Raw genomic sequence first — 25439 nt, 5'->3', positions numbered from 1 at the left:
TAGGAGTTTTTTTCGCGAATAAAACTGCAGTGGTGCTTTCGCGAGAAGGCGAGGTGTTTCCGCGAATTGGGTTGACCTGTTTGAGAGAAAGATTTTAAAAAATTTAATTATCTTTTTTCTCAAAAAAATGATAAAATGGAAACCGGTTTCATGTTAGAGAGAACAAAAGGGGGAGCTCATCATGGAGAAGTTAATGCGTAAATTTTTTCTATTTCTATCTAACAATAAATTTTTCACTAAAATAGCTAAAAAATATGGATTTAAGATGTTTGCTTCTCGATTTGTAGCAGGGGAGACGATTGAGGAAGCGGCTGAGGCCATTCGTGAATTAAATAAAAAAGGTCTTGTTGTAACCTTGGATCATTTAGGTGAATTTGTTAACGATGAAAAAGAGGCACGTGAGAGAACGGAACAGTGTATCAAAGCGATTCGTGTTATAGATGAAGGAAATTTAGAGTCACAACTTTCACTAAAAATGACATCAATGGGACTTGATATTTCGCGTGAACTTGTTATGGAGAACATGCGAAAGATCTTAGACGCAGGTCAAAAACATGGGGTTTTTGTCACAATTGATATGGAAGACCATGCGCGTTGTGAGATGACGATTGAAATTTTTGAAGAGTTGAAGCAGGAGTATGAAGGGCTTGGCACAGTGCTTCAATCTTATTTATATCGTACGGTTGATGACTTAGAGCGATTGGACAAGTATGATCCAAACCTTCGTTTAGTAAAAGGCGCCTACAAAGAATCTCCTGAGGTTGCATACCCTGATAAAAAAGATGTTGATGAGAACTTCAAAAACATTATCAAAATTCATCTGCAAAACGGGAATTATACAGCAGTCGCGACTCATGACGATACGATGATTGATTTTACAAAAGAATTTGTTAAAGAGCATGATATTTCAAACGATCAATTTGAATTCCAAATGCTGTACGGGATTCGTAATGAACTTCAAGAAAAATTGGTTAAAGAAGGCTATACGATGAGAGTTTATGTACCATACGGAAATGACTGGTTTGGTTACAATATGCGTCGTTTAGCGGAACGGCCGGCGAATGTCTGGTTTGTATTAAAAGGAATTTTTAAGAAATAAACTTAATAATTTTATTTGCGAAATATCAGAAAATATTTTATAGTTAAAGTAGAATATTTTTATTGGGTAGTGAGACTATCCAATAATTTTTTACGAAAAAATGAATGAGTATTCATTCAAGAGTAGGGGGAAGAAACATGAACCGTAAAATCAAGCGCGCTGCAGTATTAGGCTCAGGCGTTATGGGGTCTGGTATTGCTGCTCACCTGGCTAACGTTGGCATCCCGACAATTATGTTGGATATTGTACCTCGTGAGCTTACTGAAGCGGAAGAAAATAAGGGTTTAACTTTAGAAGATGCAGCAGTTCGTAATCGCATTGCTGCAAGCAACAAGGAGAAGCTGAAGAAACAAAACCCATCTCCAATTACGAGTAAAAAGAGCTTAGATCTAATTGAAGTCGGTAACTTTGATGATCATATGGAACAACTAGCTGAAGTTGATTGGGTGATTGAAGTAGTTGTAGAGAATTTAGATATTAAGAAAAAGGTTTATGATCAAGTTGAGAAATATCGCAAAGACGGATCTATTGTATCATCGAATACATCCGGGATCTCAATCAATGCGATGGCAGAAGGCCGTTCTGATGATTTTAAAAAGCATTTCTTAGGAACGCACTTTTTCAACCCACCGCGTTACTTAAAGTTACTAGAAGTCATCCCTAATAAAGAAACAGATCCTGATATCTTAAATTTCATGAAGACTTTTGGTGAAGACGTATTAGGTAAAGGTGTCGTTGAAGGAAAAGACACGCCAAACTTCATAGCAAACCGCATAGGAACATATGGTTTATTAGTAACTGTAAAAGAAATGTTAAACGGCGGCTATAGTATCGGTGAAGTAGACTCAGTGACAGGTCCAATGATTGGACGTCCGAAGAGTGCGACATTCCGTACATTAGATGTCGTTGGTTTAGATACATTTATTCATGTAGCTAAAAACGTTTATGACAACGTCGAAGGGGAAGAAAAAGAAGCATTCGTTGTTCCAGACTTCATGAAAGATATGAACGAAAAAGGCTGGGTTGGTGCGAAGGCTGGTCAAGGCTTTTTCCTTAAGAAAAAGGGTAAAGATGGCAGTGTCATCTATGAACTAAATCCTGAAACGATGGAATATGAAGAGCGTAAAAAGCTTAAAACAAATGCATCGGGTATGGCTAAGCAGGAGAAAGGCCCTAAGCGTAAGCTAAAAGCGTTAGTAAACGCTAAAGGCGACCGTGCGGGTGACCTGATCTGGAATATTACTAAGCCTACACTCGTTTACTCAGCTAACTTACTCGGCGAAATTGCTGATGATATTAATGCGATTGACGAAGCGATGAAATGGGGCTTCGGCTGGGAGTTAGGACCTTTTGAGATGTGGGACGCGATTGGCGTTCAATCATCTGTAGAACGTATGAAAGAAGAAGGCACTCAAGTTCCAGCTTGGGTTCAAGAAATGCTAGATAAAGGCTTTGAATCGTTCTACAAAACGGAAAATGGTAAAGTTTATTTCTATCAAAACGGTGAATACGTCGAGAAGCAAGTTAACCCGAAAGAGATTAACTTAAAACTTCATAAGCAAGCACACGGTGTCATTAAGAAAAATAGTGGTGCTAGCTTAATAGATTTAGGTGACGATGTGGCGTTACTAGAGTTCCATTCACAAAGTAATGCCATCGGACTTGATACCATTCAAATGATTAACCAGTCACTTGAAGAAGTAAATAAAAACTACAAAGGGCTTGTGATTGGTAACCAAGGTAATAACTTCTGTGTTGGGGCTAATCTTGGCATGATGCTTATGGAAGCACAGGACTTTAACTTCCCTGAGTTAAACTTAGTTGTTAAGCAGTTCCAACAAGCAATGATGAATATTAAGTATAATGAAAAACCAGTTGTTGCAGCACCATTTGGCATGACGCTAGGTGGCGGAACAGAAGTTTGCTTGCCAGCTCATAGCATTCAGGCTTCACAAGAGTCTTACATGGGCTTAGTCGAATTCGGTGTTGGTCTAATCCCTGGCGGCGGAGGTAATAAAGAATTTTACCTTAAGCAGTTAAGAGGACTACCAGAAGGCGTTGATTTCGACTTACAAAAAGTTACAAATGATGTGTTTGAAAAGGTTGCGATGGCTAAAGTTTCGACGTCAGCTGCAGAAGCGGTTGAAAACGGTATTTTAGATGCTGAAGTCGACTCAATTAGTGTCAATGGCGACCATTTAATCTATGATGCGAAGCAAAAAGTGATCAGTCTATCTGATGCCGGTTTCACGCCGCGTAAGCGTGAGAAGGTACCTGTTGTAGGTGAAGCAGGTTACGCGACGATGCTATTAGGTGCTAAAGGGTTAGCGAATAGCGGCTATGCATCTGAGCATGACCTTAAGATCGCTGAAAAACTAGCATTTGTATTAGCTGGTGGACGCTTGAACTACGGAACATTAGTTGATGAAGATTACTTACTAGATTTAGAACGTGAAGCTTTCTTAAGCTTGATTGGTGAGGCGAAGACACAGCAAAGAATGCAACACATGTTAATGAAAGGTAAACCACTACGTAACTAAACGATCACTCCAAATAGAAGAGGGGGAAAAGTTGTGAGAGAAGCAGTTATTGTATCAGGTGCACGTACACCTGTAGGAAAAGCGAAAAAAGGAACGCTTGCGAATAGTCGTCCAGATGACTTAGCAGCTTTAACGATTAAAGAAACGCTTAAACGCGCGAACAATTATGACGGCCCAATTGATGACGTTATCATGGGTTGTGCGATGCCAGAAGCTGAGCAGGGCATGAACATGGCACGTAATATCGCAGGTTTATCGGGACTTCCGAACGAAGTGCCAGGTATTACAATCAACCGTTACTGCTCATCCGGTTTACAAAGTATTGCGTATGCAGCTGAACGTATTATGGTTGGCGGAAGTGACGCCATCATCGCTGGTGGTGCGGAATCGATGAGTCTCATACCGATGGGAGGCCATGTCATTAAGCCTAACCTTGAATTAGTCGAGAATGCACCTGGCTACTACATGTCTATGGGTCATACAGCAGAAGAAGTAGCTCAACGTTTTGGCATTTCTCGTGATGATCAAGATGAATTTGCCGTACGCAGTCATGAGCGTGCAGCAAAAGCATTAGAAGAAGGAAAGTTTGACGATGAGATCGTACCAGTTGAAGTGACTCAACGCGAAGTCGGTCCAGATAACAAAGTGAAAGAAACAACTGTCACACTTGAGCGTGATGAGGGCGTTCGTAAAGGCACGACAAAAGACGTTTTAGGAAAACTAAAACCTGCTTTTAATGTTCAAGGAAGTGTTACGGCTGGTAACTCATCACAAATGAGTGACGGTGCTGCATCAGTTCTTGTCATGGACCGCGAAAAAGCGGAGCAGGAAGGCTTAACGCCTCTAGTTAAATTCCGTTCATTTACAGTGGCGGGTGTTGAACCAGAAATCATGGGTGTAGGCCCTGTTAAAGCAATTCCGAAAGCGGTAAAACAGGCAGGATTAGAGCTTGATGATATTGGTTTATTTGAATTAAACGAAGCGTTTGCTTCACAGTCACTACAAGTTATTCGTGAACTTGGATTAAACGAAGACATCGTGAACGTAAACGGTGGTGCGATCGCACTTGGGCACCCACTAGGTTGCACAGGTACGAAGCTAACTCTTTCATTAATCCATGAAATGAAGCGCCGTGATGTGAAATACGGTGTAGTAACGATGTGTATTGGCGGCGGCATGGGCGCTGCAGGCGTATTTGAATTAATTTAAAACCATAAGGGGGATTTTAAAATGGGTGAAACGACTGAAAAAGTGTTTAAAGGTGGCGGATTTTTAGTTGAAGATGTTCAAGCTGAGGACATTTTAACGCCAGAAGATTTTACTGAAGAGCATAAAATGATTGCTAAAACGACTGAAGAATATGTTAAAAACGAAGTATGGCCAGTCATCGATAACCTAGAGAATCATGAGTTTGACAAATCGGTGGAACTCTTAAAAACAGCAGGTGAACTTGGTTTATTAGGTGCTGACGTACCAGAAGAGTATGGTGGTCTTGAACTTGATAAGATTGCATCATCACTTATTACAGAGAAAATGTCTCTAGCAGGTGGTTTCTCAATTTCTCACGGTGCACACGTGGGGATCGGTTCACTACCGATTGTATTTTTCGGTAATGAAGAACAGAAGCAAAAATATCTACCAGCATTAGCAACAGGTGAAAAGCTTGCAGCATACGCCCTAACGGAGCCTGGTTCTGGTTCGGACGCATTAGGTGCGAAAACAACTGCTAAGCTAAACGAATCTGGCACACACTATGTTTTAAACGGTGAAAAACAATGGATTACGAACTCAGCATTTGCTGATGTATTCGTTGTTTATGCGAAAGTTGATGGCGACAAATTCACAGCCTTTATTGTTGAGCGTGAATTCCCAGGCGTTTCAACAGGTGCGGAAGAGAAGAAGATGGGGATCAAATCATCATCGACTCGTACATTAATTTTAGAAGACGCTGAAGTGCCAGTTGAAAACGTACTAGGTGAAATCGGCCGTGGCCACGTAATCGCGTTTAACATTTTAAACGTAGGCCGTTATAAGCTTGCAATCGGTGGCGTTGGTGGTGCAAAACGCGCAGTCGAAGTAGCAACACAATACGCCAATGAACGTAAGCAATTTGACACACCAATTTCACAGTTCCGCTTAATTCAAGAAAAAATTGCTAGCGTTGCAGCGAACACTTACGCAAACGAAAGTGCCGTTTACCGTACGGTTGGATTGTTTGAACAACGCTTAGGCGGACTAACGAAAGAACAACAAAACGAAGGTAATGAAGTTGCAAAAAGTATTGCTGAATATGCCATTGAGTGCTCAATGAACAAATATATGGCAACAGAATTACTAGACTTTGCTGCTGACGAAGCGGTTCAAATCCATGGTGGTTATGGTTTCATGCAAGAGTATGAAGTTGAGCGCATGTACCGTGACTCTCGTATCAACCGTATTTTCGAAGGTACAAACGAAATCAACCGTATGATCGTTCCTGGAACATTCATGAAGAAAGCCATGAAAGGCGAACTTCCATTATTACAAAAAGCTCAAGGCTTACAGGAAGAATTGATGACATTCATGCCTGAACCAGTAGGCGATGAACCACTAGAGCAAGAATTCTACTTGCTTAAGAACGCGAAGAAAATTGGCTTACTTGTTGCAGGTCTTGCCGCACAGAAGTACGGAGAAAAATTAGAACAAGAACAAGAGCTACTTGTTAACATTGCGGACATTGCAGCTGAAATCTATAATATGGAATCAGCTATTTTACGTACGCAAAAGTCATTCGACAGTGTCGGCGTTGACAAGAGCCAGCAAAAACTTCTTTACACGCAAGTTTACGTACAAGAAGCCTTCAACCGTATTGACGCACACGCGAAAGAAACATTAATCGCAAGTGACGAAGGCGATAGCCTACGCATGATGCTAGGTGCCCTTCGCAAGCTAACTCGTCACGACCCAATCAACGTGATTGAGAAGAAACGTGAAATCGCAGCAACGATCATCGATGCTGAAAAATATGTGGTTTAATTAGGAAAACAGCTGGTGCAGTACCGCACCAGCTGTTTTTTTGTATTGATTTTAGCAAACCTGCCGGTAAATCGAAAAAAACTGCAGGTAAATTTCAAAAACCTGCGGATAAAATCCAAAAACCTGCGCGTACACTTCGAAAACCTGCTGGTAAACCATCAAAACCTGCCGATACCTCTAAGTGCCGATCAGCTAATAACTTTTCTCTCAACCTTATTTTATTTTTTTGTGTTATCATACCTTTAAGGAGGTGCTCAAATGGTTTTAACAGTTTACCAATACCCGAAATGTGGAACTTGTCGTAAGGCGTTAAAATGGTTAGATGAAAACGACGTTGAGTATGATTCCATACATATCGTTGAACATCCTCCGTCACAAGATGAGCTAAAATCTTTTATTCAAAAAAGTGACCTGCCAGCTAAAAAGTTTTTTAATACATCAGGGAAAAAGTACAGAGAGCTTGGGCTAAAAGACAAATTAAAGGATATGTCTGAAGATGAGATGACAAAACTTTTAGCTTCTGATGGTATGTTAATTAAACGACCAATTGCAACAGACGGAGAGAAGGTTACAGTCGGGTTCAAAGAAGAAACGTTTGAAGAAAATTGGAAATAACTGAACTAAGATTGTGTTAAATAGTGGCGTTTTGTTGTATGATTAATTTGAGAAATTACATAGTGGAGGGTTTGAAAATGAGCTTACCGAAAGAATATCGTTATTCTAAAGAACACGAATGGGTAAAAGTCGAAGGAGACAAAGTTAGAATTGGCATTACAGAATTCGCACAAGACGAACTAGGGGACATCGTATTCGTTGAACTTCCTGAAGTTGGCGACGAACTAGACTTAGATGAGCCGTTCGGTAGCGTTGAATCTGTTAAAACCGTTTCTGAGCTTTATGCTCCAGTTTCCGGAAAAATCGTTGAGATCAACGAAGAGCTTGAAGATAGCCCTGAGTTAGTCAACGAATCTCCATTTGAAAAAGCATGGATGGTTGTTGTTGAACTAAGTGACGAATCTCAACTAGATGACTTAATGGATGCAGACGAATATCAAAAAATGATTGATGCTGAATAATGTTGAGATAAGCTGATCCAATAAGGGTCGGCTTTTCTTATATGATAGGTGATCATATGGATGAACAGTCAAAAGTGTTAATTGTCGAGGGGAAACAAGATCGTCTTAAAATCAAACGTATATTAGAAGACGATGATGTCCAAATCTTATGTACGTTTGGCACTCTAGGCATTGACGCGTTAGAAAATTTTGTTGACGAATATAATCTTTTTGATCGAGATGTATTTATTTTTACCGATACAGATGAACCTGGCGTCAACCTTCGGAAAATGTTGAACCAGGAACTTTCGCATGCTCGTAACATCTATATTGATAAAAAGTACCGTGAAGTTGAAGATGCACCGGACTATGTGTTAGCATCCCTTTTGCAAGCTGCCAATATGAAGGTGAAAGTGGAATATTTGAAAGGGTTTTTGTAGTGATTGAAATCAATCGAGAAAATGCACAATTTTTAATAAAGAAAAAGGACTATCACATTGTCTTTGTGAACAGCCCTTTTTGTGGAACGTGTAAAGTTGCTGGTAGAATGCTTGAATATATTGAAGAGACGATGGGAGACAAGAAATTTTACGAGTTAAACGCGACATTAGCTCCAGACCTCATGCAACAATACGAAATTACAAGTGTTCCTTGTTTAATCGTATTTAAAAATGGTGAGCCTGTTGATCGCATGTATACGTTTCACTCGGTCCCATATGTGCTAAAAGAGATGGGGCCTTATTTAGTCTGACTTACAGAACTTCACTTAAGGTGTGAATGACTTCAACAAAATCTGCCTGGTCACCAAACCGGCCGATAATTTCGCCTTCGCGATTGATAACGATGGTCGTTGGAACGCCTTCACATTCATACAAATCATAGACCTCACGACCGCGGTCTTTTAATACAGGTTGTGTTAAAAATTGGTCTTGATATTTTAAGGCTTCCTCATCGCCATGTTCACGTCCGGTGACATTGATGGTGATCATTTCTAAGTCATCGTTATGGGAAGTTTTGAAAAATTGCTCTTTCTTTGGGAGGTCTCGAGCGCAATCTGGACACCAGGATACCCAAAAGGTTAGGACAATTACTTTTTGACCGATGTAGTCTTCTATATTATAAGTTTCGTTCGGCTTGTCTAAGTATGGTAGTTCAAACAAAGGTGCCTTCATATATAATCATCCTTTATTGAAATTTTTATTGACTCGTTACATATACCATGCTAACATATAAATCATCGAAAATATGAATAAGAAATTTCTTATCCAGAGAGGTGGAGGGATCTGGCCCTGTGAAGCCCGGCAACCATTAGATATTATATCTAACAGGTGCTAAATCCAGCAATGATGAATTCATTGCAAGATAAGAAAAGGTCGTTGTACTCAACTCTTTTCTTGTGCTTGCAAGAAAAGAGTTTTTTTTATAACAAAATAACAAATAATAACTCTTATCACGAGAGGTGGAGGGACTGGCCCTATGAAACCCGGCAACCATCAGGTAACTGACAGGTGCTAAATCCTGCAAAGCGTCAAGCTTTGGAAGATAAGAGGACGGATGCTCGACATGTAATCTTGCCTTTCTGTTCTCTTATGGACAGGAAGGTTTTTTATTATTATAGCTTTTTTCAATTAAAGTTTTGATTATAAAAGATTGTACTTAGTTGTTTTGTTGTGATGAGCGAGAGACGGCGACTCCTAAGGGAATAGCGCGAAGTGAAAATCACGCAAAGCGAAACAATAGTGAGCTTTGGGAAGTTGAGCTCGCGCCCCAGGAAAGCGTCCGCCGGTAGCGAATCACAATCAAAACAAGAACTATTCAACCGAGAGAGGAGATTTAACACATGATTTCGATTCAAGGGTTATCTAAGTTATATAAAACCAAACATCAAAATGTTCAAGCTGTCGATGATGTATCACTGAACATTGAACAAGGTGAAATTTTTGGTGTTATTGGTTATAGCGGTGCTGGAAAAAGTACCTTTATTCGACTCATCAACCGTTTAGAAGAACCGACAGGTGGCCATATCAACATTCAGGGAACAGATATTACTAATCTACCCATTAATCAACTTCGAAAAAGACGACAGAAAATGGGCATGATCTTTCAGCACTTCAATCTATTATGGTCAAGGACCGTATTTGATAACATAGCTTTTCCTTTAGAAATTGCTGGCATTTCAAAATCTGAACGACAAGAGAAGGTACAGGAACTCATTGACTTAGTTGGACTAAAAGGTCGAGAAAAATCTTATCCATCAGAACTTAGCGGTGGTCAAAAGCAGCGTGTGGGTATTGCACGTGCGTTAGCGAATGACCCAGATGTTTTACTTTGTGATGAAGCGACATCAGCTCTAGACCCGGAGACGACGGATGATATTTTAGACCTATTAGTATCAATTAATGAAAAGCTAAACTTAACGATTATTATGATTACCCATGAAATGCACGTCATACAAAAAGTTTGCCATCGCGTTGCGGTCATGGATCAAGGTAAAGTCGTTGAGCACGGTGATGTATTAGATGTATTCGTCAAACCGCAATCTAAAACAGCGAAACGATTTGTGCAACAATTAAACCCACTTGAGCACAAACAGGACTCACTAAAAAGATTTATTACAGAAGATGAAAGCACCGAAGTCATTAAACTGCATTTCATCGGTAATGATGCAAAACGAGCTTTAATATCAGAGGTTGTTAAAACATTTGACGTTGAAGTTAATATTCTGCAAGGTTCGATTTCGCCAACACAAGAAGGAGCCTACGGAACATTGTATGTTGAGCTGAACGGTAATGAATCCGTGATTGCCGAAACGTTAAAATTCATAGAAGCATCAGGTGTAGAAGTTGAGGTGATTCGAGATGTTAAGTGAATGGTTTCCGAATGTTGTGATGGAAGATATGTGGGACGCAACGTATGAAACGTTATATATGACGGTCATTTCCGTTATTGGAACACTTATTTTAGGAATCTTATTAGGGTTATTACTCTTTTTATCTGAACGAGGAAATCTATGGCAGAACCGATTAATTAACTCAGTAACAGCATCAGCTGTTAATATATTCCGAGCCATACCATTTATCATATTGATTTTACTATTGTTCCCTCTAACGGATTTCTTAGTAGGAACTCTTCGGGGGCCAAAAGCGGCTTTACCAGCGCTTATTCTGGGAGCGGCTCCATTCTATGCTCGGTTAGTTGAAATTGCTTTTAAGGAGGTGGATAAAGGGGTCATTGAAGCGGCCAAGACGATGGGGGCCAAGACGCACACGATCATTTTCAAAGTGCTATTACCGGAATCCATGCCAGCGCTTATATCTGGTATTACTGTAACCGCCATTAACTTAGTTAGCTTTACGGCAATGGCAGGAATTATTGGTGCCGGTGGTTTAGGTGATTTAGCTTATTTGAAAGGGTTCCAGCGCCGTGATTATGATGTCGTAGTTGCGAGTACCATTTTTATCGTCATTATTGTATTCATTTTCCAGTTTATTGGAGATTACTTATCCAAAAAATTAGATAAAAGATAATTAGTTGAAGGGAGTTTCTAAAATGAAAAAATTATTAGCATTATTAATCGTAGGTTTATTATCAGTTGTATTGGTTGCTTGTGGTACTTCGGGTGATGGTGAAGAAGAACAAACATCAGGTGACAAGAGTGAAGAGGAAGATAATACCGAAAATAATGAAGAACAAGAAGAAAAAGAAGAATTAACGGAGATTGTAGTTGGTGCAACAAACGTTCCACATGCTGAAGTATTAGAGGAAGCTCAACCGCTTTTAGAAGAAGAAGGCATTGATTTAAAAATTGAAACGTACCAAGAATATGTGTTACCAAACCAAGATTTAGATAATGGAACATTAGATGCGAACTACTTCCAACACATTCCATATTTAGAGGATCAAAAAGCTGAAATCGGCTATGATTTTGTTAATTTAGGTGGAATTCACATTGAGCCAATGGGTATTTATTCTAAAAACATAAATAATGTTGATGAAATACCAGAAGGCACAGTCGTAATAATGAGCCGATCTGTGGCAGATCACGGTAGAATTTTATCATTACTTCAGGAAAATGGACTTATCACAATTTCAGAAAACGTTGACCCATTAAACGCGACAGTTGATGATGTAGCTGAAAATCCTAAAAATCTTGAGTTCGATGCGAGTATCGATGCAGGATTACTTCCAGAATTCTATGAACGTGAAGAAGATGCATTAGTTGCAATCAACACAAACTATGCAATCGAAGCAGGACTAGTTCCAGCAGAAGATTCATTAATTCTTGAAGGTTCAGAATCACCTTATGTAAACGTCATTGCAGCTCGTAGTGAAGATGAAGACAACGAAGCACTACAAACCTTAGTTGAAGTCTTAAGCTCTGAGGAGATTCAAACATTTATCGAAGAAGAATATGAAGGTGCTGTCGTTCCAGTAAGTGAATAATTTTTTGGCAAATTTAGATGTATTAAGTTTATACAAGAGGATTTATGAAGAAAAATAAAGGGTATGGATATGAGTGGGAGTTAACCGCTCATATCCATTTTTATTTATAGAAATCGATTAGAATGCGGTTTTTGAATAATATTTACCCATGTTAATATAATAAGTGTAATTAAAAGAAAGGATGATTTAGTCATTTTAAACGACAATGAGATTGATCTGACGTACACAGGTGAAATGGAAAAAGCGATGCAGCAAGCACGCGGAGTTAATTATAAGGAGTACAGTCAGAAACTAGAGAAGCGTTTGGAAGTAGAGAAGCAACGCGAGCAAGATTATAAAGAGAGTAGACGAATGGTCGCAGAAGTTGACCGACAGATACATCGTTAATATAAGAAACGAGAGCCTATCACAACTTTGTGGTAGGCTTTTTGTATAGACGTTTTTCTTTTAAATCTGACAAGATTTCTTATATAATAGTATAGGTGTTAACTGTATGGTTATTCTGTGTATATAAGTTGAATATACTTTGTAAATGTTATAAAATTATAATGAGAATAAATTGAGAATGACCATCAATTAATTATAGAAAAATGGAGGTATTCAAATGGCAGGATCAACTTTAGAAATCAAAGATCTTCATGTCGAAATTGAAGGTGAAAAAATTCTTAACGGGGTTAACTTAACCATTAAAGGTGGCGAATTCCACGCTGTAATGGGGCCAAACGGTACTGGTAAATCAACATTAGCTAGTGCAGTTATGGGTCACCCTAAATACGAAATCACTCAAGGGTCTGTACTTCTTGATGGTGAAGACGTATTAGAAATGGAAGTTGACGAACGCGCACAAGCTGGTTTATTCCTTGCTATGCAGTACCCAAGTGAGATCAGTGGTGTAACAAACTCTGATTTCTTACGTTCATCAATTAACTCACGCCGTGAAGAAGGCGACGAGATTCCATTAATGGAGTTCATTAAGAAAATGGACAGTAACATGGATGAACTTGAAATCGATAAAAATATGGCACAACGTTACTTAAACGAAGGGTTCTCTGGCGGTGAGAAGAAGCGTAATGAAATCCTTCAACTTATGATGATTGAACCAGCAATTGCAATCTTAGACGAAATTGACTCTGGTCTAGATATCGACGCGCTTAAAGTCGTATCTAAAGGAATCAACCAAATGCGCAGTGACGATTTTGGTTGCCTAATCATCACACACTATCAGCGTTTACTTGACTACATCACTCCTGACCATGTACACGTTATGATGCAAGGTCGTGTTGTGAAATCCGGTGGACCTGAACTTGCTCAACGCTTAGAAGCAGAAGGTTATGACTGGATTAAAGAAGAATTAGGTATCGAAGACGAAACAGTCGGTCAAAAAGCGTAATTTGGATAGGAGGTAAAAGGATGACAGTGGACACACAGCTACCTTATGATAAAGAATATATCACGCAATATTCCGAACGTCGTCAAGAGCCACAATGGTTCCGCGACATTCGTTTAAAAGCAGCAGATTTAGCAGAAGACCTTCCAATGCCTAAACTAGAAAAAACACGTATTCGTAACTGGAACTTTACGAACTTCAAACATGATGTCTCAGGTGATGAAGTGAGTAAGTTTACCGACCTACCGGAAAAAGTACGTGTATTATTAGGCGAAGAGTCAGTTAGTGATAACTTAATCATCGTACGTAACAACGATGTAGCATATGCGTCATTATCAAAGGAACTTCAAGATCAAGGCGTTATTTTCCAAGACATTTTCACAGCGATGAATGAAAACGAAGATCTTGTGAAGAAGTATTTCATGCAAGAAGGCGTATCTGTAGATGAAAATAAATTAACAGCTCGTCACGCAGCGTTATTAAATAGTGGTGTTTTCCTATATGTTCCGAAAAACGTCAAAGTTGAACAGCCAATTCAAGTCGTTTTCTGGCAAGAAGACAAAGAAGCAGCGCTGTTTAACCATGTTCTATTAGTAGCAGATCAAAACAGTGAAGTGACATACGTAGAAAACTACGTATCTGAAAACGAAAACGAAGAATCTGTTGCTAATATCGTAAGTGAAGTTTTTGCATTAGATAATGCGAATGTTTCTTACGGTGCCGTTGATAACTTAGAAAAAGGTACAACAACATATGTTAACCGCCGCGGAACAGTTGGTCGTGACGCAACATTAGAATGGGCATTAGGCCAAATGAATGATGGTAACACGATTTCTGAAAACATTACGAACCTAATGGGTGAAAATGGTTTATGCCATGCGAAAGCTGTATCAGTTGGCCGTGGTAAACAGAAACAAGACTTCACAGCTAAAATTGTACATTTTGGTAAAGAATCAGAAGGTTACATTTTACAACATGGTGTTATGAAAGACGAATCGGCATCAATCTTTAACGGTATTGGAAAGATTGAACACGGAGCATCTAAGTCTAACGCTGAACAAGAATCGCGCGTGTTAATGTTAGACCGAGGCTCACGTGGTGATGCTAACCCAATTCTTTTAATTGATGAAGATGATGTTACAGCAGGTCACGCAGCATCTGTTGGTCGTGTAGACCCAGTTCAGCTTTACTATTTGATGAGTCGTGGAATTTCAAAACAAGAAGCCGAACGCTTAGTTATTCATGGTTTCTTAAGCCCTGTTGTTAAAGAAATTCCAATTGAAACTGTTCAAAATCAGCTTCGTGAGGTTATCGAAGGGAAAGTTTATTAATGCTAAATGAAGACGTTCGCAAACAGTTCCCGATTTTGGATCAGGAAGTTAACGAACATTCACTTGTATATTTAGATAGTGCAGCAACCTCTCAAAAGCCACAATCAGTAATTAATGCAGTAAACGAGTACTATGAACGTTATAATTCAAACGTGCATCGCGGCGTTCATACACTCGGTTCGCGTGCAACTGACGGGTATGAAGGTGCTCGTGAGAAGGTTAAACATTTCATTAATGCCAACAGTATTAAAGAAGTTGTCTTTGTACGTGGAACGACAACAGCAATTAATACAGTTGCTCATAGTTACGGAAGAGAGAACTTATCTGAAGGCGATGAGATTGTTTTAACAAAAATGGAGCACCATAGTAATATCATCCCTTGGCAACAGGTTGCTAAAGTGACAGGTGCAACGTTAAAATATTTACCACTTCAAGAAGATGGTACAATTTCATTAGAAGATGTAAAAGAAACGGTCACATCTAAAACGAAAATCGTGGCCATGTCACAAGTCTCAAATGTGTTAGGGACCATTAACCCTATTAAAGAGGTTGCCCAAATTGCACATGACAATGGAGCTGTAATCGTTGTTGATGCCGCACAAAGTGTTCCGCACATGAGTGTTGATGTTCAGGATTTAGATGTTGATTTCTTCGCATTTTCCGGACACAAAATGTGTGGCCCAACAGGCATTGGCGTTTTATACGGAAAACAATCATTATTAGAAAATATGGAACCCGTAGAATTCGGCGGGGAAATGATTGATTTTGTCGGCCTTTACGATTCAACATGGAAAGAGCTTCCGTGGAAATTTGAAGGTGGTACGCCAATCATAGCTGGAGCCATTGGTCTTGGAGCAGCTATTGATTTCTTACAAGACGTCGGTATGGAAGCTATTGAAGCTCATGAGCAAGAATTAGCTAACTATGCATTAGAACAAATGCAAACAATTGAAGGCATCACAATTTATGGTCCTAAGGAAAGAGCAGGCTTAGTGACGTTTAATTTAGATGATGTTCACCCACATGACACCGCAACAGCACTAGATGCATTAGGTATTGCGGTTCGTGCTGGTCACCATTGTGCACAGCCTTTAATGAAAGAATTACAAGTTGCAGCTACTGCAAGAGCTAGCTTTTACCTGTATAATAGTAAACAAGACGTCGACAAACTCGTTGAAGGATTACGCAAGACAAAGGAGTATTTCGGTGATGTCTTTTAATAACTTAGATACACTGTACAGACAGGTCATTATGGATCACTATAAAAATCCCCGCAATAAGGGAAAACTTGAAGGTGATCACATCACAGTTGAATTGAATAACCCGACATGCGGTGACCGAATTGATTTACAACTTAAAATCAATGATGGAATCGTAGAAGATGCTAAATTTGAAGGTGAAGGTTGTTCAATATCAATGTCATCAGCTTCCATGATGACACAAGTTATCATCGGGAAAAACGCTGAGGATGCACTTAAAATCTCGAAAATGTTTTCTGATATGATGCTTGGTGAAGAAGCAGATACAAGTGAATATAAATTAGAGGATTTAGGCGACATTCAAGCCTTACAAGGCGTCTCTAAATTCCCAGCAAGAATTAAATGTGCAACGCTAGCATGGAAGGCAATGGAACAAGGTGTAGAAAAAGAAGAGTAAGTTAGCCTTTTTGTTCACCTAATTATTTAAAGGAGGGGTATTACATGGCTAAAAAGGCACCAGAGGTAGGCGATTACAAATATGGTTTCCACGATCGTGACGTATCGATTTTCCGTACAGAGCGTGGGTTGACCGAAAACGTTGTCCGTGAAATTTCCAATCGTAAAGAAGAACCTGAATGGATGTTAGAATTCCGCCTTAAAGCATTAGAACAGTTCTATAAGAAGCCAATGCCACAATGGGGCGGCGACTTAAGTGAGTTAGATTTTGATGAGATCACGTATTATGTAAAACCTTCTGAACGTACACAACGTTCTTGGGATGAAGTACCGGAAGAGATTAAACAAACATTTGATCGTTTAGGTATTCCTGAAGCAGAGCAGAAGTATCTTGCAGGTGTTTCTGCGCAGTATGAATCAGAAGTTGTTTATCACAACATGGAAAAAGACCTTGAAGAAATGGGTGTTATCTTCAAAGATTCCGATACAGCCCTAAAAGAAAACGAAGACCTATTCAAAGAGTACTTCGGTCAGTTAATTCCAGCTGCTGACAACAAGTTCGCAGCACTTAACACAGCGGTATGGTCAGGTGGTTCATTCATCTATGTACCTAAGAATACGAAAGTAGAGACACCTCTACAAGCGTATTTCCGTATTAACTCAGAGAATATGGGTCAGTTCGAACGTACGCTAATCATCGTAGACGAAGGCGCGTCTGTACACTATGTTGAAGGTTGTACAGCACCGGTTTATTCAACAAACTCACTACACAGTGCGATTGTTGAGATCTTCGTTAAGAAAGATGGTTATTGCCGTTACACAACCATCCAAAACTGGGCAAACAACGTTTATAACTTGGTTACAAAACGTGCTACAGCAGATGCAAATGCGACAATGGAATGGGTTGATGGTAACTTAGGTTCTAAGCTAACGATGAAGTATCCATCTGTTATTCTAAAAGGTGAGGGTGCGCGCGGTAACACATTATCAATCGCGTTAGCCGGTAAAGGTCAGCACCAAGATGCTGGTGCGAAGATGCACCACTTGGCACCGAATACGTCATCTACAATCGTTTCTAAATCCATCTCTAAACAAGGTGGTAAAGTAACGTACCGTGGTATCGTACACTTTGGTAAAAAAGCAGAAGGTGCACGTTCAAACATCGAATGTGACACGTTAATCATGGATAATGAGTCTACTTCAGATACAATTCCTTACAACGAAGTGCTTAACGAAAACATTTCACTTGAGCACGAAGCGAAGGTTTCAAAAGTATCAGAAGAACAATTATTCTACCTTATGAGCCGCGGTCTTTCTGAAGAAGAAGCAACAGAAATGATCGTCATGGGCTTCATTGAACCATTCACAAAAGAACTTCCAATGGAATACGCGGTTGAAATGAACCGTTTAATCAAATTCGAAATGGAAGGTTCAATCGGTTAATATTTTTCATAACCCTTGATATAAAATAATATATCAAGGGTTATTTTATTATTTTCTTTGCGTACTATAGATGATTAAGATATAAGGGGGATCCAAAATGGATGTGAAATTTCCAATTGGTGAATTAGAAGTACCTGATCATGTCACATTAGAACATATTCAAGAATGGCTAAAAGAAATCGAAACTTACACGGATCGATTAAGAGTAACTGTTGATTCATTAAGTGATGAGGAATTAAACAAAACATATCGTGAAGGTAGTTGGACAGTTCGTGAACTTGTTCATCACATCGCAGATTCTCAGATGAACATGTTTCAACGTTTGAAGCTAGCTTTAACAGACGATAATCCTACAGTACCAGCTTTTGATCAGGATAAATGGGCAATTCAACCAGATACCAAGCTTCCTGTGGAAAGTTCTATTAAAATGCTAGAAGGCATAAATGAGCGCATCGTATCTTTAGGTTCTAGTTTAACAGAAGAGCAATTAAACAGAGCTTTTACACATGAGGTAAATGGGGAAATAACAGTTGCCACTAAAGTAGCAAAATTAGCTTGGCACGAAGAGCATCATTTAGCTCATATAAAAATTGCGCTATCAAAGTAATAATCGTGGAAATGGCTTATTGTAATCCGATAAGCCATCTTTTTAAAAGTAAAAGGTTGGGGTTTTTACTTAGTCGATCATTCCTTCATATAGAGTAGATAAACACCACTGCCATCACCTATTTAAATTGACCAAACTATGCTAACCTTATAGTAGAAAGAGGGATTGCATATGATGCTTATCGTCATGCTTCTCATCGGGCTGGCAAGTGCTTTTATGGGAAGTTTAGTTGGTTTAGGTGGTGGATTAATTTTTGTTCCATCCTTACTGTTCCTTTCTAAGTTCTCCGAGTCATTTAGCTGGGTAACGCCTCAAAATGTTGTGGCGATGTCTTTATTAATTATGATCTTTACCGGATTATCATCCACTCTTACATATTTAAAAAGTAAACGGGTAGACATTTATAGTGGGCTTATTTTTCTAACTGGAAGTATTCCCGGGGCTTTAGTTGGCGTTTGGTTAAATAGTTATGTTAATATTAATTCCTTTGAGCTTTATTTTGGAATTCTAATGCTTGGTTTAGCGAGTTTATTTTTTGTGAAAGATTATTTACTTCAATTTGCAACAGCTCGAAACACTAGAGGGAAAAAGTTTTACGTACACCGCGAGTTTAACCTAACAGGAAAAAAGGTTGAGTATTCCTATTCAATCATTTTTGGCGTGATCATCTCATTTTTCGTCGGGATGATCTCAGGTTTGTTTGGCATAGGAGGCGGGTCGCTGATGGTGACGGCGATGATTTTATTTTTTAGTTTTCCAGCTCATATTGCCGCACCGACTTCTATGTTTATGATTTTTGTTTCGAGTATTGTTTCCTCTAGTGCTCATGTCGTCGCTGGTAATGTGGTCTGGGAGTACGCATTATTAGCCGTACCAGGTGCCTGGTTAGGTGGCGTATTAGGAGCTAAAATAAATCAAACATTGGATAGACAAGTGCTTGAATGGATATTACGTATCTTAATGATTATAATTGGAATACGGTTGATTCTGTAATAACCGAATAAAAGGAGATCCAGTATGAGAGAAACGCTTTATTTTTATTTTACAAGCGATTTACATAGTCATTTTGATAATTGGCCAAAAATCATGAATGAAATTAATCAAAACATAAAAAAGCACGAACACAATCAAGAGTTCTATATGCTACTCGATAACGGTGATCATATGGATCGTTCTCACCTTATAACAGAAGCGACTTTAGGGGAGGGCAATATCGAGCTTTTAAACCATTCGGGCTTCGATGTTGCGACGTTAGGAAATAATGAGGGTATTACATTACCGGAAGAAAAACTATACCATCTGTATGACCATGCTGAATTTGAAGTTGTCTGTGCGAATGTGAAACCCCAACAAAAAACTGAACCACATTGGCTTAAGCAGTATCAAATATTTGAAACTCCATCAGGGATAAAAATTGGCGTCATTGGTTTGACAGCTCCGTTTCAGGCTTTTTATGAAAAATTAGGATGGGAAGCCTCAGACCCGCTGGCAGCTTTAGAAAAATGGCTGCCTGACTTACAGAAACAGAGTGATGTCATTATTGTTCTATCTCATTTAGGGATTAGTAAAGATGAGTTAATGGCAGAGGAATATGATGTGGATGTCATCATTGGGGGACATACGCACCATCTTTTCAAACAAGGACAAATCATCAATGATACGATTATTACTGCTGTTGGAAAGCATGGCTTTTATTATGGAGCAGTAACCGTGGATGTTGAGATTGAGACGAGGAAACGGGTTGGTCTTGACGGTTATGCTGTATCTGTGGCTGAAGAAGAGGATCACCCTGAAACAGCTAAAGTTTTAAGTCAATTAAACGATGAGGCGAATGATAAACTAAGAAAAGTCATTACGAATCTTAGTGAACCTTATCCAGTGGATTGGCTTAATGAAACATCTTTAATGAAAGCTTTTGTAAAGACATTAAAACATTGGACTAAAGCGGACTGTGCGTTGTTAAACTCTGGGGTTTTATTACACGGGTTTAATGAAGGCCCCGTTACACGTAAAGATGTACATGAAAGCTGTCCGCACCCGATGAATCCTTGTACGATGAAGCTAACAGGGCGGGAACTGATTGAAACGGTTCGGATGCTTGAGCAGGAACAATTTATTCATTTTGAGCTGAAGGGATTAGGGTTCCGTGGCAAAAAAATTGGAAAAATGGTTTATGAGAATTTATCGATTGAATACCATGATGATACGAATTATGTAGAGACGGTATATGTTAATGGTCATCCGGTTCAGCCTAATGCAGCATATGTGGTTGCAACAGCTGATACGTTCTCATTCCCACAGCTTGTACCACCGATTTCCTCAGTAAAAGAAAAGCAATATTACCTACCAGAATTTTTAAGAGATTTATTGGAAGAATGTTTGACTACACTAAAATAAAATTGTGAGGCTGGGATAACTTTTGTTATGTCCCAGTCTTTTTTAGACCTTTTGCCAAACGATTAAGTACCATTTTGACAGGCACTTCTTTTTCTCAACTTCATACGGTATATGAGAAGGAGGATGAATGATGGTACATGTAGAACCAATCTGGATTGATGATGTGGCGTTTACGTTTGTTCACGTTGAATTACCTAAAACAGATTTGCTAGTGGTGTCGAATGACATTGGGTATATCATGTGTGGTGCGTTAGATGTTGATCTACTCAATGAAAAATTAGCCGACCGTCATATCGTGGCTGGGCGTGCCGTTGGGGTGCGTTCGTTAGATGAACTATTGTATGCTCCTTTACAGAAAGTCACGGATTATTCGAAAGAAAAGTACGGCTGGCATGAAGGTATGATTGGCATGAATGCCTTATTACGATTGAAATAAACGTTGAAAAATTCTCCTTAAAAGCTTATGATAGTAAAAAAATGGTTTAAGGGGAAACGTATGAAGGCAGTTAGATTAGAATATTTGCGACCAGGGGATCAACTTGCTCACCCAATTATCGATTCATATGGGAGAGTCTTGCTTCAAAAAGAAGTTATTTTTACCGAAAAATTAATTAAACGACTTAGTGATCTAGACTTTAAATACGTCTATATTGAAGATGAATTGTCAGATGACATTATTCCTCAAAACATCATTGATGAGGAGCTTAGAATCGAAGCGATATCCAATATTCGAAACACATTTAAAGTCTTTCATCAATACAAAAAGAAAAAACATCAACAGTATATGCTCGAACAATCTGTAAATACTGTTCAGCAAACGGTAAATGATATCATAGGTGTCGTTGATCAACATGATGAAATTTTATCGATTATGTCAGACATTTTTATGTTTGACGATTATTTATACAACCATTCTGTTAATGTAACGGTTTATACACTCGTTTTAGCCAAAGAACTGAATTATTCATCCCGTCAAATCGAGGAGATTGGCATCGGTGCCATGCTTCACGATATCGGAAAAGTAAAAGTACCGAAATCGATTATTGATAAACCTGGTAAATTAACTGATATGGAATTTGAAGTCGTGAAAGAGCATACGACTTATGGTTATGAGATTTTAAAACAATTCAAAGGCATACCATCCGTTGTCGCTAACTGTGCTTATCAACATCACGAACGATTAGACGGGAGCGGTTATCCGTTAGGGTTAAAAGGCCCTAACATTCATGAGTATGCCAAAATAATGGCCGTATCAGACGTATTTGATGCGGTCACCTCTAACCGCGTTTACCGAAATGCATTTTTACCACATGAAGGGTTAGAAATTTTATATTCCGGAAGCGGAACGCAGTATTCTCAAGAATATATTAATTTATTTAGAAAGCATATCTCCATTTATCCTAATGGGGCTTACGTAACATTAAGTGATGGTCGAAGTGGCATTATAGCAAGCCAAACGAAAATTCCGGATAGACCGATTGTCAGAATCCTTGATGAAGGGGAGCAGCCAATTAGTAAAAGCGAAGTTTATGATTTAGATTTATCTCAAAAACCTGATGTGGTCATAACGGACTGTAATACAACCCAAGTATAATGTACATAACGAACCCTCCTTGGACATAAAATGTTCCGAGGGGGGTTTCTTCATGAAGAAGAGACGTCGCAATCGACCGTTCTCAAAACGAAAACCAAAAACATTTAGTCAAATATTGATGTATACATTTGTTAGTTTTATTGTATCGATTATTCTCTCAGTCGTTATTATCAACCGTGGAATTGAGCCGACTTTAATCGATATTGCTGAAACCCTAACAGGTCAATATGCTCGAGAGGCCATCAATGAAGCTGTCAGTAAACGAATAGCTGAAGATTTAGAAGTTGAGGAATTAATTCAAATTGAGACGAATGACGACGGAAATATTATCTCAATGGGTTGGAATGCCGTTGTGGTAAATCGTGTTTTACGGAATGCGACGTTTCGTGTGCAAAATTATTTAAAACGATTAGAAAGAGGAGAGCGACCCATTGGGAATTCGTTAGATTTTGACTTGGATGAAGAAGACCAGACGATTGAACCGGATGAAACGGATGATAGGGAAGCACTTGTTCGAATTCCAATCGGCCAGGCAACAGGGAATACGTTATTAGCGAACTTAGGACCAAGAGTTCCCGTTCATTTTAGCGTTATTGGAGATGTACAACCCGATTTTATTACAACAATAGAAGAATATGGGATAAACAACGCGCTAGTTCGGCTTGAAATAGAGATCAAAGTCAATGTTCAAATCGTTATTCCTTTTTCGACCAAAACCACAGAAGTCGTCACAACTATTCCGGTGGATACACGTGTGATCCAAGGACTCGTACCTGACTTTTACAGTCGTGGGGGCGAACCGCCAAATATTGCTATACCGTATAGTGAATTCAATGAAAATGGTGGTTTACAAGAGTAATAGTCTATGCTATATTATCAAAGTAAAATGTTAAACAACTAGATAAACCTTATCGATCGATGAGGTAGAGGCGCAACTAACATGAGTAATGTGCACGAGGATGACAACGAAGACTGTACATGAAAGGGTTATTTGCCGAAGCATTTATTTGATGTCAGGGAATAAATGTTGGTGTGTATCTGAATAAGGTATATACTCTCGCAAATGGGCGGGGCGCTACTGATCGAGAAATAACCAGTCTGTGTAAAGTAATGGTAGATTTCTCTATCATTACTTTTTTTTTTATTTTCAGTAGTTACGTCATACCATTTAATAATATTAATTTTTGAGGAGGAATTAAAAATGGACTTTATCGGCACTTGGTATTCGTTAATACCGCCGATTGTGATGATTTTGCTCGTTCTTTTAACAAGAAGAGTCTTAATCTCACTTGGTGCAGGAATTGTTGTTGGTGCGTTAATGATCAAAGAATTTGATCTTTTAGCTACCCTCAACTTGATTTGGGAGTCATTTGTTGGATTGTTTTATGTTGGCGAGCTGGAATGGTCAGCTTTATTTCAGTCCACAGCAGAGGATTGGGATATTTGGAGTATTCAACTTGTCTTATTCTTACTATTATTAGGAGTTTTAATTTCATTTTTAACAGCAACCGGAGGCGCAAAAGCCTTTGGGGATTGGGCTATTAAAAAGATTAAAACTAGAGAAGGTTCACAATACACAGCTGGTTTATTAGGACTTGGTATTTTTATTGATGACTATTTCAATAGTTTAACGATCGGTCAAGTTTCCCGCCCAATTACAGACCGTAAAAACGTCTCAAGAGCGAAGTTAGCGTATTTAATCGACTCAACTTCAGCTCCGGTTACAGTTTTATCGCCTATTTCTAGTTGGGGTGCTTATATTATCGGTACCATTGCAGGTATTCTGGCAACACAAAACTTAACTGATTTTTCTGCTTTTAACGTATTTGTTGGAACGATTCCGCTTAACTATTATGCCATTGCTGCAATTATTCTCGTTTTCTTAGTGATTAAAATGAAGCTTGATTTTGGCTCTATGAAAGAACACGAAGTAAGAGCACAAGAAACAGGTGAACTGGTTGATCCATTAAATTCGAACGTTCCAGGTGATCTACAAGATGATGTTAAAGAAAGTTCAAACGGTCGAATTTATCATCTAGTTTTACCGATATTAGTTTTAGTTTCAGTCACCGTCGGATTGATGATTTATACAGGAATTCAAGCAACTGAGGGCGCGGTTACAGCTATTTCAACCTTTGAAAATACAGATGTCAACTATTCATTAGTCATGGGTGGTCTTTCAGCCGCAGTCTTGTCAGTATTATTTTTCTTAATCCAATCGGGTGAGAAGTCGAATTTCTTTAGAGTAGTCTGGGAAGGCATCAAGGCGATGCTACCAGCAATTTATATACTAGTCTTAGCTTGGTTGATTGTTGGTATCATTGATGGCATCGGAACAGGAGATTTCTTATCTGAAAAAGTAGTTGAAGCAGAATTTAATATTGCATTTTTACCACTGGTTATTTTCTTAATCTCGGGTGTCATGGCTTTCGCAACCGGAACATCATGGGGAACATTCGGTATCATGTTAGGTATTGCTGGTGAGATCGCAGCTAACACTAACCCTGATTTCTTAGTTCCATCACTAGCTGCTGTACTAGCCGGTTCAGTCTTTGGCGACCATTGCTCACCTATTTCTGATACGTCAGTTTTATCTTCAACAGGTGCTGGGTCGAACCATATTGATCACGTATTGACACAGATACCTTATGCACTTATTGCTGCATTAGCATCTATTTTTGGTTACCTGTTATATGCCTTAACAAGTTCGATGCTTGTTGGTTTACTTGTAACAATTGGTGTTTTAGTGTTAATTGTTTACTTCATAAAGATGCGTATTGCATCAAAATAGTTGATTTAAAGTGCTGTCCTAAAGGTATTAAGGACAGCACTTTTATTTTATTTTGTCAAATAAAGTAAAAATTAAAAATACT

At 38.9% G+C, this 25439-nt stretch carries 26 protein-coding genes and 3 riboswitches; of the genes, 24 read left to right on the top strand and 2 right to left on the bottom strand.

What is annotated here, in order from left to right:
• The first annotated feature begins 181 nt into the window (after positions 1-181).
• The 4 genes from EDC24_RS13635 (at position 182) to EDC24_RS13620 (ending at position 6654) form a co-directional block, all read left to right on the top strand.
• Complete coding sequence (locus tag EDC24_RS13635; RefSeq protein WP_124223549.1) at positions 182-1099, top strand: proline dehydrogenase family protein; 918 nt, start codon at positions 182-184, stop codon at positions 1097-1099.
• 137 nt (positions 1100-1236) lie between these two features.
• Positions 1237-3639, top strand: coding sequence for a 3-hydroxyacyl-CoA dehydrogenase/enoyl-CoA hydratase family protein (locus tag EDC24_RS13630; protein WP_124223548.1), 2403 nt, complete (start codon positions 1237-1239; stop codon positions 3637-3639).
• 33 nt (positions 3640-3672) lie between these two features.
• Entirely contained in the window at positions 3673-4848 is a 1176-nt protein-coding gene (locus tag EDC24_RS13625) for an acetyl-CoA C-acetyltransferase (protein WP_124223546.1), read from the top strand.
• Positions 4849-4869: 21 nt separating this feature from the next.
• Positions 4870-6654, top strand: a complete 1785-nt coding sequence (locus EDC24_RS13620; RefSeq protein WP_124223544.1) for an acyl-CoA dehydrogenase family protein — start codon at positions 4870-4872, stop codon at positions 6652-6654.
• Positions 6655-6748: 94 nt separating this feature from the next.
• Here EDC24_RS13620 and EDC24_RS15240 read toward each other — a convergent pair whose 3' ends face one another.
• Complete coding sequence (locus EDC24_RS15240) at positions 6749-6892, bottom strand: hypothetical protein (RefSeq protein ID WP_170158599.1); 144 nt, start codon at positions 6890-6892, stop codon at positions 6749-6751.
• Positions 6893-6912: 20 nt separating this feature from the next.
• Here EDC24_RS15240 and EDC24_RS13615 point away from each other — a divergent pair, with 20 nt between their 5' ends.
• The 4 genes from EDC24_RS13615 to EDC24_RS13600 all read left to right on the top strand — a co-directional run bounded on the left by EDC24_RS13615 (position 6913) and on the right by EDC24_RS13600 (position 8460).
• On the top strand, positions 6913-7269 hold the full coding sequence (locus EDC24_RS13615; protein WP_124223542.1) for an arsenate reductase family protein: 357 nt from the start codon (positions 6913-6915) through the stop codon (positions 7267-7269).
• Positions 7270-7346: 77 nt separating this feature from the next.
• Complete coding sequence (gcvH, locus tag EDC24_RS13610; RefSeq protein WP_124223540.1) at positions 7347-7730, top strand: glycine cleavage system protein GcvH; 384 nt, start codon at positions 7347-7349, stop codon at positions 7728-7730.
• A 41-nt stretch (positions 7731-7771) separates the two neighbouring features.
• The gene (locus EDC24_RS13605; RefSeq protein WP_245998187.1) at positions 7772-8149 is read left to right on the top strand and encodes a toprim domain-containing protein; all 378 of its coding nucleotides are present in this window, start codon (positions 7772-7774) and stop codon (positions 8147-8149) included.
• On the top strand, positions 8149-8460 hold the full coding sequence (locus tag EDC24_RS13600) for a thioredoxin family protein (protein WP_245998185.1): 312 nt from the start codon (positions 8149-8151) through the stop codon (positions 8458-8460). Before EDC24_RS13605 ends, EDC24_RS13600 begins: the two co-directional genes overlap by 1 nt.
• 1 nt (position 8461) lies before the next feature.
• On the opposite strand, the gene EDC24_RS13595 is transcribed toward EDC24_RS13600, so the two are convergent.
• A complete protein-coding gene (locus EDC24_RS13595; RefSeq protein WP_124223537.1) occupies positions 8462-8881 on the bottom strand; it encodes a TlpA family protein disulfide reductase in 420 nt (139 codons plus the stop codon).
• 86 nt (positions 8882-8967) lie between these two features.
• Positions 8968-9078: riboswitch (SAM riboswitch) on the top strand.
• 75 nt (positions 9079-9153) lie between these two features.
• A riboswitch (SAM riboswitch) is annotated at positions 9154-9258 on the top strand.
• A gap of 291 nt (positions 9259-9549) precedes the next feature.
• Here EDC24_RS13595 and EDC24_RS13590 point away from each other — a divergent pair.
• The 16 genes from EDC24_RS13590 to EDC24_RS13520 all read left to right on the top strand — a co-directional run bounded on the left by EDC24_RS13590 (position 9550) and on the right by EDC24_RS13520 (position 25357).
• Complete coding sequence (locus EDC24_RS13590; RefSeq protein WP_124223535.1) at positions 9550-10578, top strand: methionine ABC transporter ATP-binding protein; 1029 nt, start codon at positions 9550-9552, stop codon at positions 10576-10578.
• A complete protein-coding gene (locus tag EDC24_RS13585; protein ID WP_124223534.1) occupies positions 10568-11236 on the top strand; it encodes a methionine ABC transporter permease in 669 nt (222 codons plus the stop codon). Before EDC24_RS13590 ends, EDC24_RS13585 begins: the two co-directional genes overlap by 11 nt.
• Positions 11237-11258: 22 nt before the next feature.
• Entirely contained in the window at positions 11259-12152 is an 894-nt protein-coding gene (locus tag EDC24_RS13580) for a MetQ/NlpA family ABC transporter substrate-binding protein (RefSeq protein ID WP_124223532.1), read from the top strand.
• 234 nt (positions 12153-12386) lie between these two features.
• Positions 12387-12539, top strand: a complete 153-nt coding sequence (locus EDC24_RS15235; protein ID WP_170158598.1) for a YuzK family famiily protein — start codon at positions 12387-12389, stop codon at positions 12537-12539.
• A 217-nt stretch (positions 12540-12756) separates the two neighbouring features.
• A complete protein-coding gene (gene sufC, locus EDC24_RS13575) occupies positions 12757-13542 on the top strand; it encodes a Fe-S cluster assembly ATPase SufC (RefSeq protein ID WP_124223530.1) in 786 nt (261 codons plus the stop codon).
• A gap of 20 nt (positions 13543-13562) precedes the next feature.
• Positions 13563-14870, top strand: a complete 1308-nt coding sequence (sufD, locus tag EDC24_RS13570) for a Fe-S cluster assembly protein SufD (protein ID WP_124223528.1) — start codon at positions 13563-13565, stop codon at positions 14868-14870.
• Positions 14870-16090 carry a cysteine desulfurase gene (locus EDC24_RS13565; RefSeq protein WP_124223527.1) on the top strand — a complete coding sequence of 407 codons (1221 nt, stop codon included), beginning with the start codon at positions 14870-14872 and terminating at the stop codon, positions 16088-16090. Before sufD ends, EDC24_RS13565 begins: the two co-directional genes overlap by 1 nt.
• Positions 16080-16526: a Fe-S cluster assembly sulfur transfer protein SufU gene (sufU, locus tag EDC24_RS13560; protein ID WP_124223525.1), complete on the top strand. Its 447-nt coding sequence runs from the start codon at positions 16080-16082 to the stop codon at positions 16524-16526. The genes EDC24_RS13565 and sufU overlap by 11 nt, the downstream gene beginning before the upstream one ends.
• A gap of 44 nt (positions 16527-16570) precedes the next feature.
• A complete protein-coding gene (gene sufB, locus EDC24_RS13555; protein WP_124223523.1) occupies positions 16571-17968 on the top strand; it encodes a Fe-S cluster assembly protein SufB in 1398 nt (465 codons plus the stop codon).
• A 97-nt stretch (positions 17969-18065) separates the two neighbouring features.
• Positions 18066-18575, top strand: coding sequence for a YfiT family bacillithiol transferase (locus EDC24_RS13550; RefSeq protein WP_124223522.1), 510 nt, complete (start codon positions 18066-18068; stop codon positions 18573-18575).
• A 171-nt stretch (positions 18576-18746) separates the two neighbouring features.
• Positions 18747-19568, top strand: coding sequence for a sulfite exporter TauE/SafE family protein (locus EDC24_RS13545; protein ID WP_124223520.1), 822 nt, complete (start codon positions 18747-18749; stop codon positions 19566-19568).
• 24 nt (positions 19569-19592) lie between these two features.
• On the top strand, positions 19593-20972 hold the full coding sequence (locus EDC24_RS13540; RefSeq protein WP_124223518.1) for a bifunctional metallophosphatase/5'-nucleotidase: 1380 nt from the start codon (positions 19593-19595) through the stop codon (positions 20970-20972).
• A gap of 130 nt (positions 20973-21102) precedes the next feature.
• Entirely contained in the window at positions 21103-21408 is a 306-nt protein-coding gene (locus EDC24_RS13535) for a YunC family protein (protein ID WP_124223640.1), read from the top strand.
• A 60-nt stretch (positions 21409-21468) separates the two neighbouring features.
• Complete coding sequence (locus EDC24_RS13530) at positions 21469-22566, top strand: HD-GYP domain-containing protein (protein WP_124223517.1); 1098 nt, start codon at positions 21469-21471, stop codon at positions 22564-22566.
• Positions 22567-22618: 52 nt separating this feature from the next.
• Positions 22619-23425, top strand: coding sequence for a sporulation protein YunB (gene yunB, locus EDC24_RS13525; RefSeq protein ID WP_124223515.1), 807 nt, complete (start codon positions 22619-22621; stop codon positions 23423-23425).
• Positions 23426-23482: 57 nt separating this feature from the next.
• A riboswitch (Lysine riboswitch) is annotated at positions 23483-23652 on the top strand.
• Between the two features lie 115 nt (positions 23653-23767).
• Positions 23768-25357 (top strand): Na+/H+ antiporter NhaC family protein, encoded by a 1590-nt coding sequence (locus EDC24_RS13520; RefSeq protein WP_124223513.1) that lies wholly within the window; start codon positions 23768-23770, stop codon positions 25355-25357.
• The last annotated feature ends 82 nt before the right edge of the window (positions 25358-25439 follow it).

Source organism: Aquisalibacillus elongatus, from assembly GCF_003843875.1.
Classification (GTDB): Bacteria; Bacillota; Bacilli; order Bacillales; family Alkalibacillaceae; genus Aquisalibacillus; species Aquisalibacillus elongatus.
Note: the sequence above shows the minus strand (reverse complement) of the source record. Positions and strands in the feature narration are given on the sequence as shown.

Coding starts and splice junctions, on each gene's coding strand:
- EDC24_RS13635 (WP_124223549.1), top strand. CDS start 182: ATGGAGAAGTTAATGCGTAAATTTTTTCTATTTCTATCTAACAATAAA.
- EDC24_RS13630 (WP_124223548.1), top strand. CDS start 1,237: ATGAACCGTAAAATCAAGCGCGCTGCAGTATTAGGCTCAGGCGTTATG.
- EDC24_RS13620 (WP_124223544.1), top strand. CDS start 4,870: ATGGGTGAAACGACTGAAAAAGTGTTTAAAGGTGGCGGATTTTTAGTT.
- EDC24_RS15240 (WP_170158599.1), bottom strand. CDS start 6,892: ATGATAACACAAAAAAATAAAATAAGGTTGAGAGAAAAGTTATTAGCT.
- EDC24_RS13615 (WP_124223542.1), top strand. CDS start 6,913: ATGGTTTTAACAGTTTACCAATACCCGAAATGTGGAACTTGTCGTAAG.
- gcvH (WP_124223540.1), top strand. CDS start 7,347: ATGAGCTTACCGAAAGAATATCGTTATTCTAAAGAACACGAATGGGTA.
- EDC24_RS13605 (WP_245998187.1), top strand. CDS start 7,772: ATGATAGGTGATCATATGGATGAACAGTCAAAAGTGTTAATTGTCGAG.
- EDC24_RS13595 (WP_124223537.1), bottom strand. CDS start 8,881: ATGAAGGCACCTTTGTTTGAACTACCATACTTAGACAAGCCGAACGAA.
- EDC24_RS13590 (WP_124223535.1), top strand. CDS start 9,550: ATGATTTCGATTCAAGGGTTATCTAAGTTATATAAAACCAAACATCAA.
- EDC24_RS13585 (WP_124223534.1), top strand. CDS start 10,568: ATGTTAAGTGAATGGTTTCCGAATGTTGTGATGGAAGATATGTGGGAC.
- EDC24_RS13580 (WP_124223532.1), top strand. CDS start 11,259: ATGAAAAAATTATTAGCATTATTAATCGTAGGTTTATTATCAGTTGTA.
- EDC24_RS15235 (WP_170158598.1), top strand. CDS start 12,387: ATGGAAAAAGCGATGCAGCAAGCACGCGGAGTTAATTATAAGGAGTAC.
- sufC (WP_124223530.1), top strand. CDS start 12,757: ATGGCAGGATCAACTTTAGAAATCAAAGATCTTCATGTCGAAATTGAA.
- sufD (WP_124223528.1), top strand. CDS start 13,563: ATGACAGTGGACACACAGCTACCTTATGATAAAGAATATATCACGCAA.
- EDC24_RS13565 (WP_124223527.1), top strand. CDS start 14,870: ATGCTAAATGAAGACGTTCGCAAACAGTTCCCGATTTTGGATCAGGAA.
- sufU (WP_124223525.1), top strand. CDS start 16,080: ATGTCTTTTAATAACTTAGATACACTGTACAGACAGGTCATTATGGAT.
- sufB (WP_124223523.1), top strand. CDS start 16,571: ATGGCTAAAAAGGCACCAGAGGTAGGCGATTACAAATATGGTTTCCAC.
- EDC24_RS13550 (WP_124223522.1), top strand. CDS start 18,066: ATGGATGTGAAATTTCCAATTGGTGAATTAGAAGTACCTGATCATGTC.
- EDC24_RS13545 (WP_124223520.1), top strand. CDS start 18,747: ATGATGCTTATCGTCATGCTTCTCATCGGGCTGGCAAGTGCTTTTATG.
- EDC24_RS13540 (WP_124223518.1), top strand. CDS start 19,593: ATGAGAGAAACGCTTTATTTTTATTTTACAAGCGATTTACATAGTCAT.
- EDC24_RS13535 (WP_124223640.1), top strand. CDS start 21,103: ATGGTACATGTAGAACCAATCTGGATTGATGATGTGGCGTTTACGTTT.
- EDC24_RS13530 (WP_124223517.1), top strand. CDS start 21,469: ATGAAGGCAGTTAGATTAGAATATTTGCGACCAGGGGATCAACTTGCT.
- yunB (WP_124223515.1), top strand. CDS start 22,619: ATGAAGAAGAGACGTCGCAATCGACCGTTCTCAAAACGAAAACCAAAA.
- EDC24_RS13520 (WP_124223513.1), top strand. CDS start 23,768: ATGGACTTTATCGGCACTTGGTATTCGTTAATACCGCCGATTGTGATG.